The sequence below is a fragment of the Mesorhizobium sp. WSM4808 genome, from assembly GCF_055811675.1.
The window spans coordinates 94658-106323 of the sequence record NZ_JBVVQX010000011.1 but is presented as its reverse complement, the minus strand read 5'-3'; the positions used below and the strand labels follow the sequence as shown (position 1 = coordinate 106323).

The following is an 11666-nucleotide window of genomic DNA, read 5'->3' as shown; positions in this document are numbered from 1 at the left end:
CGGGCTGCTGCTGGGGCCCGCCCCCGCCCCCCTCCCCCCCCCCCCCCCGCCCCCGGGGGGGCGGGGGGGGGCCGCGCCCCCCCCCCCCCCCCCCCCCCGCGGCCGCCCCTCCCCCTCCCCCCCCCCCCCCCGCCCCCCTCCCCGCCCCCCCCCCCCCCCGGGGGGCCCCCCCCCCCCCCCCCCCCCCCCACTTCTTAAAGCATTTCTTCGCTGGGCTGGTTCAGGTGACCAGGAAAGACGATGCGGTAATCGACAGATGCGGAGAGAGGCTCGCGAAATGGATCTGGTTTGCGCCTCCGACGCCGTCGCTGTCGAAAGAAAGAGCTCCCGTCGAACTGTTGTAGATAATGTGATCGGAACTGTCATGCGCGGTTTTGCCGGCAAAGAAAGCGTCCGACGAGAGGCCCCCCTGATCGAGACCGGCAAAGATGGAATGATCGAGGTGGATTTTGTCCTGGGCTTTGTTGAAATCAGTGATCCTGTCGACATTTCCGTCGCCAAGAGCGGTACTGAAAACGAAGACATCACTGCCGCGGCCGCCGGTCAAAGTATCGGCTCCACCGCCGCCGTCGATCTTGTTGGCGCCGGCGTTGCCTTTGACGGTCTGAGCGAACTCATTGCCCGTCAGGTCGATCGCGGCCTTGCTGGACGCCTTGCTGGTCGCGAGTTGTTCGATGTGCGAGCCAGCCGATAGGGCGAAACTCACAGAGGCGAGGACTTTATCGATGCCGCTGCCCTTCTGCTCCACCACCTTGTCGTGAGCATTGTCGACGGAGTAGGTGTCATTGCCACCATATCCGGTCATCTTGTCGGCGCCACCGCCACCATTAATCTTGTTGGCGCCGCCATTCCCATAGATAGCTTGATCGAATTCGTTGCCGGTCAAGTTGATGGACCCCCTGCCACCCGAACTGGCGGTGGAGAGCTGCTCGATATGTGAGCCCGCCGTAAGAGCGTAACTCACCGAGGCCGCGACCTTGTCGAACCCCCCGCTTGGCGCTTCCATCGCCTTGTCATGGGCATTGTTGACGAGATATTTGTCATTGCCCGTGGTCGCGTGAAAAACGTCTGCGCCGCGCGTGCCATGGAAGACATGATCGCTGTCCGACGGGGCCGGCGCGGCCGGAACTGGAGCGGCGGCATCTGTCGGAGGCGTGGCCGGAGCAGGGGCGGCGACGTCGGTTGGAGGCGGGGTCGTGGTATCGATCGGATCGGTTACTGGGGGGGCGGCAGAGCCACCGGTGCTTTGGAGGTTGTGCTGCTGGAAGAAGGCCTGCAGCGCCGGCGAATTCTCCAGAGCTGTGTCTCCGTTCTGCGAACCCCAAGCATAGGCATAATCGAAAGCAGGCGACGGAACCAGTGCTGCCCAATGATCTATCATCGTTTGCATCTGTTCCGTCGTCGGCATCTGATGCTTCCCGCCCGTGTCGGTCGTCCAGTTGCCACCGCCAAAAGTCTGGTAGACCGGAATGATCTTGTCGATCGGGATGCCGGACTTCACTGCCGCGCCCACGGCCCTGTCGATCATGTTGTAGTCGACCGTGCTCACGTCATCGCGCACCGGGTAGGGGTCCAACCCATAGTAGTCGATGCCGGTACTTGCCGGATTATACGTGTTGGAAAAATCCGGGTTTGTTGGAGAGCCCATATTCATCATGGTGATGAACGTCTTGGCGCCTGGAAAATGGGAATGGATCCAGTCCGACTCCGCCTTCAGGGTTTCGGCACTTGCATATGTGCCCCATCTGCCGGTGGGATCTGGCTCGTCCATCAGGAAGAACCCGAACACCTTGGGATTGTTGAGAAAGGGCGTAACTTGTTCGATGAAAGAGGAGGTGACGCCGTCGTGGGCGCTGAGATAGACGAGGCCTTTCATGCCGTCCGGCAAAGCATTGACCTGCGAGAGATATTGAACATCGACCAGGTTGAACCCGGCGGTTGCGACTTCGGTGGCTGATCCACCGGACGCATAATGGAGTGTCATCCAATGATCCTTTGGTTGATTCGACTTATGCCCCGCGTCTGCTTAGGTGATTGCTACATTAGGATGAAATCAAATACGAAACACAGCGGGATAGAATGTTTGATTGATCTAAGTTGTTACTCAGAAGCAGGTATTTTGCTCAGCCTATCGTGGCACCTTTGAAAGTGTTTGGGAGCAAGGACATACGCCTCTTTGGCCGGCTCCGTTCTGACCAGTTCCTTTAGCGAAAATCGTCATCTTTCGGGAAGTTATCCCCAGACAGGGAGACGTCGGCGGTCGCGTTTCGCTGGTTCAGGCCACGAATCCGCTGCATTTTCCTCAAAGTCGACGTATGTAAGCAGAGCGTAATAAGGGGGGCGACGGATAGCGGCTGCTATGCGCACTAAGAAAGGTTTGAGCCATTACAACTTACGGAAGTAACGGCGCGGCAGTGTCGCGCGAACGACCGCTGGTCATGAAAACATCGGGGGCCGGTTCTCCCGAGCTCCGTTCCGCCATTCTCGCCTGCATGCCTGGGCTGCTTGGCGTGGCGCTGTTCTCGGCAGTGATAAACATTCTCGCTCTGACCGGTTCGGTCTACATGCTGCAGATCTATGATCGCGTTCTGCCGTCGCAGAGTGTTCCCACCCTGGTGGGGTTCACGATCGGAATGCTGGGCCTGTATGCCGTATACGGGCTTCTGGATTTCGTGCGGCTTCGCGTGCTGGTCCGCATCGGCAGCCGTCTCTATAGGAATTTGCAGCAAAAGGTGTTCTCCATCTCCCTGTCCCTGCCGCTTAAGGCAGGGCGTGATGCGGACCGTCTGCAGCCTTTGCACGATCTTGACCGACTGCGCGGCTTTCTCTCCGGAACGGGACCGACGGTCATCTTTGACGCCCCGTGGATCCCCTTTTATCTGCTGATCATTTATTTGCTTCATCCTTCGCTCGGCTTGCTGGCGACGGTTGGTGCGATCGCTGTGGTCCTCTTAACAGGGATCGCGGAAGTGTTTAGCCGAGGCCCCGCCGCGCGTGCCTCGGAGGAGCTGCTGTCGCAGCGGGCGCTTGCCGATTCCGGCCGCCGCAACGCCGAAGTCGTTCACGCAATGGGGCTTTCTGGTCGACTGGCTCGACGCTGGAGCGACGTCAGCCGAGCCTATCTCGCCCAGCAGGAACGCCTCTCTGACGTCGTTGGTGGCGCCAGTTCGCTGTCGAAGGCCCTGCGGATGGCATTGCAGTCCTGTGTTCTCGGTCTCGGCGCTTACCTGGTGATCGGCGGCGAGGCTTCACCTGGGGTGATCATCGCATCTTCCATTCTGCTTGGCCGCGCCTTGGCCCCGGTCGATGCTGCGATCGCAAACTGGAGAGGCTTTCTGTCGGCCCGGCGCAGCTATTCCGAGCTGGCAGCGGTCATGGCGGCATTCGGCCGCCAGGACGAGCCAATGGAGTTGCCTCGGCCGCAGGCGCGGTTTGCGGTCGAGCAATTGACCATTGCGCCGCCCGGCTTGCCAAAGCCGACCGTGGTGAATGTGAGCTTCCATCTGTCGAGAGGCGCTGGGATGGCCGTAATCGGCCCAAGCGGTTCCGGCAAGACAACTTTGGTGCGTTCGTTGGTCGGGGTGTGGAAGCCGCTCCATGGCTCGGTGAGATTGGACGGCGCCTCTCTCGATCAATGGAACTCGGAACAGCTCGGCGCCCATATCGGCTACATGCCGCAGGATGTGGAGTTGTTTGACGGCACGGTAGCAGACAACATTTCGAGGTTCCGAGGCAAGACGGATCCAAAAGGCGTCCTTGCGGCGGCAAGAGCAGCCGGCGTCGAGAAAATGATAATGCAACTCCCCCAGGGATTTCAGACCCGCATCGGCGAGGGCGGAGCGGCCCTGTCGGCAGGGCAGAGGCAACTCGTGGGTCTCGCCCGAGCACTTTATGGCGAGCCGTTTCTTGTCGTGCTCGACGAGCCGAACTCGAACCTCGACGTGGACGGGGACGCTGCCCTGGCCGGCGCCATACGGGCAGTGCGTCAGCGCGGAGGCATCGTCATTGTCGTTGCGCATCGTCCCTCAGCTCTCGCCAACATCGATCAGGTACTGGTTATGTCGAATGGGACGGTTCATGCCTTTGGCTCGCGCGAAGAGGTCTTGGCGAACGTGCTCCGACCGTCACCGCCTGTTCCACCTCGGCCATCTTCTTTGGCGCCGATACCGGGGGTTGCCGGGCATGCATGAGGCTCTGCTCGAAACATTCGTCACCTTCTCGTCGTATGCTCGGACCCTTCGTGGCAGCAAACCGCCTGCCGTGAGCGCGCCAGATCTGTCGGACGGTATACGGGCCAACCTGATATTCGGCTTGGCGATTACCGGTCTGCTGGTTCTTGGCGGTGGCCTGTGGCTGGGGTTGACCAACATCGCCGGCGCTGTGGTTGCACCAGCCACCGTGGTGGTGGAAACCAACGTCAAGAAGGTCCAGCATCAAACCGGAGGCACAGTGGGCGGGATCTTCGCGCAGGACGGAGATCATGTACGAGCCGGCGACGTGCTGGTCAGACTGGATGACACGCTGACTCGTGCGAACCTGCAAATCATCAGTGAGGATCTCGATCGCGCGACCGTCCGCCTCGCCCGGTTGGAGGCCGAGCGCACGGGCCTGGCGGAAATGCAGCTGCCGGCCGGCCTGAAGGCGCGAATGAACCAGCCGGAGCTGGCTGCGCTCGTCAATGGCGAGCGCGCTCTCTTTGAAACGCGCGCTTCGGCTTTGGCTGGACAGAAGGCACAGTTGAGAAGCCAATCCCAGCAACTTGAACGTCAGATCGACGGCCTTAAGGCGCAACAGAGCGCGGTGGATGAATCGGTTGCTCTGCTGAACAAGGATTTCGCGGACGTTGATTCCCTCTACGCCAAAAAACTCGTTTCCAAGGAGAGGCTAAGCAACATCAAGCTGGATGCCACCCGGGCCAGGGGAGAATCGGGGCGCCTCGCTGCAGCAGTAGCTGAAGCGCAGGCGCGCATCAGCGAAACGGGGTTGCAGATGCTGCAACTGGATGACCAAAGGCGCACTGACGTGACGACCGAACTCCGCGAGACGGAAGCTAAGCAGACCGAACTCAACGAACGGAGGATTGTGGCCCAGGATGAATTGACCAAGACAACGATCCGCGCGCCGCAGTCCGGAACGATACAGGAATCGGCTGTCCATACCGTCGGCGGCGTTATCGCGCCTGGCGAGATGCTCATGACCATCGTACCTGATGCCGATGATCTTGTGGTGGACGCGCTGATCCCGCCGTCGCGGGTCGACGACGTCCGCCCGGGGCAGCCAGTATCGATCCGTTTTCCGGCGTTCGACGTGGGAACCACTCCGGTCTGCCAAGGGTCAGTGAAACACATCTCGGCAGATCTGATTAAAGATCCGCAACGTCAGCTTTCCTATTTCTCGGCGCGTATCAAGGTTGAAAGCAAATCGAACTGCCTGACCGAAGCGAAGGTGCTGAGGCCAGGTATGCCCGCCGAGGTTCATATCCGCACCGATGAACGCAATGTCTGGTCCTATCTGTTGAAACCCTTTGTGGACCAGATGTCCAAGGCGTTTACGCAGTGATGGCGAGGTGGAGGAGGGAGAGCCAATAGGATATCGGGATTTCTGGCGGCCCGACGGCTTTTGGGGGCGGGCGGCCGTCGAGCCTAACCGGCGACGCGGGGATGAAGCGCCTCCGGCTGGAGGAAACATGCGCGTTATGTGACGCCACCGCATCATTCGAATAGCGAGGCTGGATTACCGCCCCCAGACGACGGCATTCTCGTGCCGTTTGATGATGTGCTTCAGATTCTCGAAGGCGGTCGTGACGTGGCCGGCGAAGCGCTCTGCCGCGGGCGAGCGTGGCCCGCTGACCCGGCGCAGGATTCCAAGCGAGCGGCTGGGCTGCGGAATTTCGTAGGGTAGCACCGTCACCCGGTTTTCCTTGCGCTGCGCGAAGACCACGGAGAACGGCAGCACCGCCAGCGCATCGGTTTCGGCAAGGAAGTTGATCACGCTCATCAGCGAGCCTCCCGAATAGCGGACGTTGAGGTCCGACATGCCGATGCTCATCAGGATCATCTGCAGGTCCGACATCAGCGGAGAACCGGGTAGGGGGGCAACCCAGGGAAAGCTGGTCAGGTCATGCGCCCTGAGGCGGCGATTTCGCAGCAGGGGATGGTCGGGCCGGCAAGCCACGACGTTGCGTCCGGGCAGGATTTCCGTGAATTCGAAGCCGGGTCCCAGGTCGAGCACGCCGATCGGCACGATCCCGAGATCGATCTGGTTGCTCTCCAGCGCCGCGACCATCTCGGGCAGGTTCATGTAGCTTTGCTGGACGGTGACCTCGGGCACGAGCTTCTGGAATTCTCCGATCATCCGGCTGATCATCGCATCCATGAAGAAAGGCACACCGCCGACACGGACGACGCCCTTGGTGCCTTTCATGAAGCCCTGCACCGCATCCGACGCCTTGCGCGACGCGGTGATCATCGTGCGGCCCTGCGCCGCCAGCTGGAAGCCGAGCGGTGTCGCCTGCAGCGGCCGGCGACCCTTGAGGAAAAGCGGCTCGCCCACCCGTGCCTCCAGCATGGCCAGCGATCGGCTGACTGCCGGCTGGGTCAGGCCCAGCATGGCGGCTCCTTCCGACACGCCGCCGGCATCCAGCACCGCGGCGAGCTGCATGAGGTGGCGCTCGTTCAGCTTCATAGCAAAACGCTATACAAGGGACGTCACATCTCATCAAGCATCGCGTCGGGCCGTGCTATCCCGCTTGGCAAGGGGAAGGGAGGCCCCGGCGGAATGCACGGCCATCACGACCCGAAGCGAGATGAATTCCCCAAGGCGATCTCGACGCAGGCCGAGGAATTCTCACGGCGCCTGACGGCAATGGGCCAGTCCCGCCTGGCGGCGGCGGCACAGGCAGCCGTCGACGGTTTGCACGCGCTGATCGTCGAGTTGCGGCCCTCCGGCGAGGAATTCCGGCAGGCGATCGATTTTCTGACCGAGGTTGGCCACTACGCCGATGCGCGGCGCCAGGAATGGGTGCTGTTCGCCGACGTCCTGGGCGTGTCTTCGCTGATCGAGGATCAGAACAGCCCGCGCCCTGTTGGGGCGACCCCAAACACCCTGGCCGGCCCCTTCTACCGGGCCGACGTGCCGGAGATGCCGCTCGGCGCGAACATTTCGCGCGATCACAAGGGTGAGCCGCTGGAAGTTGCCGGCCGGATCGTCGCGCTCGACGGCGCGGGGATCGGCGATTCGATGGTCGAGATCTGGCAGGCCAATGCCGAGGGTCTCTACGAGAACCAGGAACCTGATAAGCAGCCTGAATTCAATCTGCGCGGACGCTTCCGTACCGATCCGCAGGGGCGGTTCCGCTTCACGACGGTGAAGCCGAAGGGCTACACGCTGCCGTCGGACGGCCCAGTCGGCCAATTGATGTCGGCGCTTGGCCTTGGCCTCGAGCGGCCGGCCCACATCCATTTTCGCGTCTCGGCGGAGGGCTTCGAAACGCTGACGACCCACATCTTCGACCGGTCGGACCTCGCGATCGGCCGGGATGCGATCTTCGGGGTCAAGCCCGAACTCATGGCCGAGTTCCGCGCGCTGCCGCCCAACGGAGGAAAACGGAAGCACGCGCTCGACCTCAACCTCGTGCTCTGTCCGCAGCGGCGGGGCGAAACCGAAACCTCTGGGAGGAGATGACCGATGGCACGTGTCAGCGGCTACCACCATTTGACGCTCTCGACGGACAGCGCTCAGGAAGATTTTGATTTCTATACCAAGGCACTGGGCCTGCATTCGGTGAAGCGCACCGTCTTGTTCGATGGCGTCATCCCGGTCTATCACCTCTATTACGGCTCGCCCAACGGCGATGCCTCGACGATCATCACCACCTTCCCGTTCCGCAAGCCAGGCGTCTATGGCCGCCGCGGATCCAACCAGTCGCGTACCATCATGCAGTCGATCCCCAAGGGGGCCGCGGATTTCTGGGTCGACCGGTTGAATGCGCGTGGCATCGAGGCCATCAAGGTCACCCGTTTTGGCGCCGACCGTGCGGCTTTCGCACATCCCTGCGGTATCCCGCATGAGCTGGTGGAAAGCGACAGGGATCCACGCGCGCCCATCGCCAACGAAACGCAGGGCATCGGCAAGGCCCACGGCATCAAGGGAATCTACGGCGCCGTGGTGGCGGTGATGGACCGCACCGCCATGGACGACTTCCTGACCATCGCATTGCCGATGGAGAAAGAGGCCGACGACCACGAAGGGCTGGTGTTCCGCGTGCCCGACGCGGCCGGCGTCGCTCAGCGCGTGGAGGTCATTGTCGACCGCGACAGCCCGCAGGGCACCTGGACGCTGGCGGGCGGCACGATCCACCACCTCGCCCTCAACACCGGCGACGAAGAGAACCAGTTGAAACTGCGCGCCCATATAGAGGGCCTCGGCTTCACCGATATTTCGGAGCAGAAGGACCGCAACTACTTCAAGTCCTGCTATGTCCGCTCCCCCGGAGGCGCGCTGTTCGAAATTGCCTGGACCACGCCCGAAGGCTGGGCCAAGGACGAGCCCCCGGGCCAGATCGGCAAGACGCTGGTCTTCCCGCCATGGTTCAAGGACCGCGAGAGTGAATTGCAGGCCGGCCTGGAAGAGGCGGATTTCGCGTGAGTTCAGGCAGCGGTCCGCTCCGGCTTGGGCCAAGAGGTCCGGAGGCGAAGGCGATTTGCGTCTTCGTCCACGGCCGCGGCCAATCGCCCGAAGAGATGCAGTCGCATGTGCTGTCGCGGCTTTCCGCGACCGCCGTGGCCTTTATCTTGCCGCGTGCACCACACGGCATGTGGTGGGAGGCGCGTGCCGTCGACCCGTTGACGCCGGTCGCCCGCGCGCAGCTTTCCGACGCGCTTGACCACCTTGCGGCCGCAATGGTCGCGGCGCGGGCCGAACTGCCCGGACTGCCGCTTCTTCTCGCGGGCTTCTCGCAAGGGGCGTGTCTGTCGATCGAATATCTCTGCGCGGGGCTGCCGCCGCCGGACGCTTTGGCGGCCTTCACGGGCTGCCGTGTCGGCGTTCCGGCGGACGAAAGATCCGAGGCGGCGCCGGCCGGAATGCCGATCTATCTTTCCGGCGGCGATGCCGATCCCTGGATACCAGTCTCGGCGTTTGCCGATGCCGCGCAATCGCTAGGCCGGTTTGGCGCGAGCCTGCGGGCCGATCTGTTCCCGGGCCGCGGCCATGAGGTCTCGGACGCCGAGATCGCCATGCTGGGCACGATCCTCGACGACCTCGCGGCCGGGCGTGGCCCGCGCATGGAGGCGGCGCGATGATGGACAGCTTCACCTTTCCGGGCCTGACGACACGGGTGGTCTTCGGTTCCGGCACCATGGCTCGCGTCGAGGAGGAAGTCCGGCGGCTTGGCCATGACAAGGTGATGGTGCTGTCGACATCGCATCAGATGGGCGATGCGGAAAGACTGGCCGCAAGCCTTGGTGGCCTCGCCGCCGGGATATTTGCCGGCGCGGTCATGCATACCCCTGTCGATGTCACGGAAAAGGCCGTCGATGCCTTCCGCAGCAGCGGCGCTTCGGCGGTCGTCAGCCTCGGCGGCGGCTCGACCACCGGGCTCGGCAAGGCCATTGCCGTGCGCACCGGCGCCGACCAGGTGGTCATTCCCACCACCTATGCCGGCTCGGAAATGACCGACATCCTCGGCGAGACCGCGGCCGGCGAGAAGACCACCCGCCGCTCGCCGGACATCCGCCCCGAGACGGTGATCTACGACGTCGATCTGACATTGAGTCTGCCGGTAGGTCTCACCGTGACCTCGGCGATGAACGCGATCGCTCATGCGATGGAGACCTTCTATGCCCCCGATCGCAACCCGGTGATCGTGCTGATGTGCAGGGATGCCATGATTGCCTTCAAGGACGGCATTCCAAGGCTGATCGGCGACCCGCAGGATCGCGCGGCGCGGACGCAGGCGCTCTATGCGGCGTGGTGCTGCTCGACCGCACTCGGCTATGTCTCGATGGCGCTGCATCACAAGCTGGCGCATGTCTTCGGCGGCTCGTTCGATACGCCGCATGCCGAAACCCACGCCATCCTGCTGCCCTACACGACCGCCTTCAACGAAGCGGCAGTGCCCGATCTGCTGCGCCCCATCGCCGAGGCATTCGGCGGCGGCTCGGCGGGCGGCGGGCTCTGGGATTTCGCACAGTCGGTCGGCTCTCCGCTGAGCTTGAAGGCGATCGGCATCGCGGAGACCGATCTCGACCGCGCGGCGGCGATCGCGGTCAAGAATGCCTATGCGAATCCGAGGCCAATCGATCCAGGATCGATAAGGGAACTCCTTCAGGCGGCGTGGGAGGGACGCCGTCCGGGGGCTTGAGAATAAAACAAGAGGGAGGAACTGCACATGATCACAAGACGTAGCCTACTGAAAGCCTCGGCGGCGACAGGCCTGACGCTCGCCGGTTCGCGCCTGGCGACGCCGGCCATCGCGCAAGGCGCCAAGATCCGCCTGGGCTATGTTTCGCCGCAGACCGGGCCGCTTGCCGGCTTCGCGGAAAGCGATGCCTACAATATCAAGGCCTTCCTCGCTTCCGAGGCAGGCAAGAACTTCGAGGTCATCGTCAAGGACAGCCAGTCGAATCCCAATCGCGCGGCCGAGGTGGCGAAGAGCCTGATCGTCGATGACGAGATCAACCTGATGCTCGTCGGCTCGACGCCCGAGAACACCAACCCTGTGGCCACCACCTGCGAGGCGGAGGGCGTGCCGGTCATCTCGACGATGGCGCCGTGGCAGCCCTGGTTCATCGGCCAGCAGGGCAATCCGGCCGATCCGTCCTCATGGAAGCCTTTCAACTTCGCCTATCATTATTTCTGGGGTCTCGAAGACATCATCGCCGTCTACACCGGCATGTGGAAACAGCTTTCCACCAACGGCAAGGTGGGCGGGCTGTTCCCCAACGATGCCGACGGCAATGCCTGGGGCGACCCCAAGAATGGATTGAAGCCCGGCCTCGATGCCGCCGGCTTCAGCCTTGCCGATCCTGGCCGCTATCAGAACCTTTCGGACGATTTCACCGCGCAGGTCAACGCCTTCAAAGCCGCCAATGCCGAGATCGTTACCGGGGTGGTCATTCCCCCCGACTTCACCACCTTCTGGAACCAGGCCCGCCAGCAGGGCTTCAACCCCAAGGCGGTGACGGTCGCCAAGGCGATCCTTTTTCCGCAATCGGTCGAGACGCTCGGCGATGCTGGCCACAACCTCTCGTCCGAGGTCTGGTGGTCGGCCTCGCATCCGTTCAAATCGTCGCTGACGGGCGAGAGTTCGGCCGAACTCGCTGCGGATTTCACCGCCAAGACCGGCCGTCCCTGGACCCAGCCGATCGGTTTTGTCCATTCGCTGTTCGAGGTGGCGGCCAATGTCATGGGCCGCGTGTCGGATCCAACCAATGCCGAGGCGATCGCGGCGGCGATAGCGGCCACCGACATGACGACGGTGGTGGGCAAAGTGGCCTGGAGCGGTGCGGGATTGCCACCTTTCGCCGCGAAGAACGTCTGCAAGACACCGCTCGTTGGCGGGCAGTGGCGCAAGAAGGCCGGTGGCGGCTTCGATCTGGTGATCGTCGAAAACGCCGGCGCCTCCGAGATACCCACCGCCGGCAAGATGGAAGCCCTGGCCTGAC

At 62.9% G+C, this 11666-nt stretch carries 9 protein-coding genes; 7 read left to right on the top strand and 2 right to left on the bottom strand.

What is annotated here, in order from left to right; genetic code table 11:
- Positions 1-220: 220 nt before the first annotated feature.
- Entirely contained in the window at positions 221-1984 is a 1764-nt protein-coding gene (locus AC0L2U_RS20610; RefSeq protein WP_473602580.1) for a calcium-binding protein, read from the bottom strand.
- Between the two features lie 454 nt (positions 1985-2438).
- Here AC0L2U_RS20610 and AC0L2U_RS20605 point away from each other — a divergent pair, with 454 nt between their 5' ends.
- Positions 2439-4190: a type I secretion system permease/ATPase gene (locus AC0L2U_RS20605; protein ID WP_473602578.1), complete on the top strand. Its 1752-nt coding sequence runs from the start codon at positions 2439-2441 to the stop codon at positions 4188-4190.
- On the top strand, positions 4183-5559 hold the full coding sequence (locus AC0L2U_RS20600; protein ID WP_128307791.1) for an HlyD family type I secretion periplasmic adaptor subunit: 1377 nt from the start codon (positions 4183-4185) through the stop codon (positions 5557-5559). Before AC0L2U_RS20605 ends, AC0L2U_RS20600 begins: the two co-directional genes overlap by 8 nt.
- A 174-nt stretch (positions 5560-5733) precedes the next feature.
- Here AC0L2U_RS20600 and AC0L2U_RS20595 read toward each other — a convergent pair whose 3' ends face one another.
- Positions 5734-6684 carry a LysR family transcriptional regulator gene (locus AC0L2U_RS20595; protein WP_473602577.1) on the bottom strand — a complete coding sequence of 317 codons (951 nt, stop codon included), beginning with the start codon at positions 6682-6684 and terminating at the stop codon, positions 5734-5736.
- 93 nt (positions 6685-6777) lie between these two features.
- Here AC0L2U_RS20595 and AC0L2U_RS20590 point away from each other — a divergent pair, with 93 nt between their 5' ends.
- The 5 genes from AC0L2U_RS20590 to AC0L2U_RS20570 are packed head-to-tail and all read left to right on the top strand — an operon-like array spanning position 6778 to position 11665.
- Entirely contained in the window at positions 6778-7683 is a 906-nt protein-coding gene (locus AC0L2U_RS20590; protein ID WP_473602575.1) for a dioxygenase family protein, read from the top strand.
- Positions 7684-7686: 3 nt separating this feature from the next.
- The gene (locus AC0L2U_RS20585; RefSeq protein ID WP_473602574.1) at positions 7687-8646 is read left to right on the top strand and encodes a VOC family protein; all 960 of its coding nucleotides are present in this window, start codon (positions 7687-7689) and stop codon (positions 8644-8646) included.
- Entirely contained in the window at positions 8643-9302 is a 660-nt protein-coding gene (locus tag AC0L2U_RS20580) for an alpha/beta hydrolase (protein ID WP_292335692.1), read from the top strand. Before AC0L2U_RS20585 ends, AC0L2U_RS20580 begins: the two co-directional genes overlap by 4 nt.
- Positions 9299-10363 (top strand): maleylacetate reductase, encoded by a 1065-nt coding sequence (locus AC0L2U_RS20575; RefSeq protein WP_473602573.1) that lies wholly within the window; start codon positions 9299-9301, stop codon positions 10361-10363. The genes AC0L2U_RS20580 and AC0L2U_RS20575 overlap by 4 nt, the downstream gene beginning before the upstream one ends.
- A gap of 27 nt (positions 10364-10390) precedes the next feature.
- Positions 10391-11665: an ABC transporter substrate-binding protein gene (locus tag AC0L2U_RS20570; RefSeq protein WP_473602571.1), complete on the top strand. Its 1275-nt coding sequence runs from the start codon at positions 10391-10393 to the stop codon at positions 11663-11665.
- Position 11666 lies beyond the last annotated feature (1 nt).

Excerpts from the sequence above, each read along its gene's own strand:
- AC0L2U_RS20605 (WP_473602578.1), top strand. The coding sequence starts at position 2,439 with ATGAAAACATCGGGGGCCGGTTCTCCCGAGCTCCGTTCCGCCATTCTC.
- AC0L2U_RS20600 (WP_128307791.1), top strand. The coding sequence starts at position 4,183 with ATGCATGAGGCTCTGCTCGAAACATTCGTCACCTTCTCGTCGTATGCT.
- AC0L2U_RS20595 (WP_473602577.1), bottom strand. The coding sequence starts at position 6,684 with ATGAAGCTGAACGAGCGCCACCTCATGCAGCTCGCCGCGGTGCTGGAT.
- AC0L2U_RS20570 (WP_473602571.1), top strand. The coding sequence starts at position 10,391 with ATGATCACAAGACGTAGCCTACTGAAAGCCTCGGCGGCGACAGGCCTG.
- AC0L2U_RS20585 (WP_473602574.1), top strand. The coding sequence starts at position 7,687 with ATGGCACGTGTCAGCGGCTACCACCATTTGACGCTCTCGACGGACAGC.
- AC0L2U_RS20575 (WP_473602573.1), top strand. The coding sequence starts at position 9,299 with ATGATGGACAGCTTCACCTTTCCGGGCCTGACGACACGGGTGGTCTTC.
- AC0L2U_RS20610 (WP_473602580.1), bottom strand. The coding sequence starts at position 1,984 with ATGACACTCCATTATGCGTCCGGTGGATCAGCCACCGAAGTCGCAACC.
- AC0L2U_RS20590 (WP_473602575.1), top strand. The coding sequence starts at position 6,778 with ATGCACGGCCATCACGACCCGAAGCGAGATGAATTCCCCAAGGCGATC.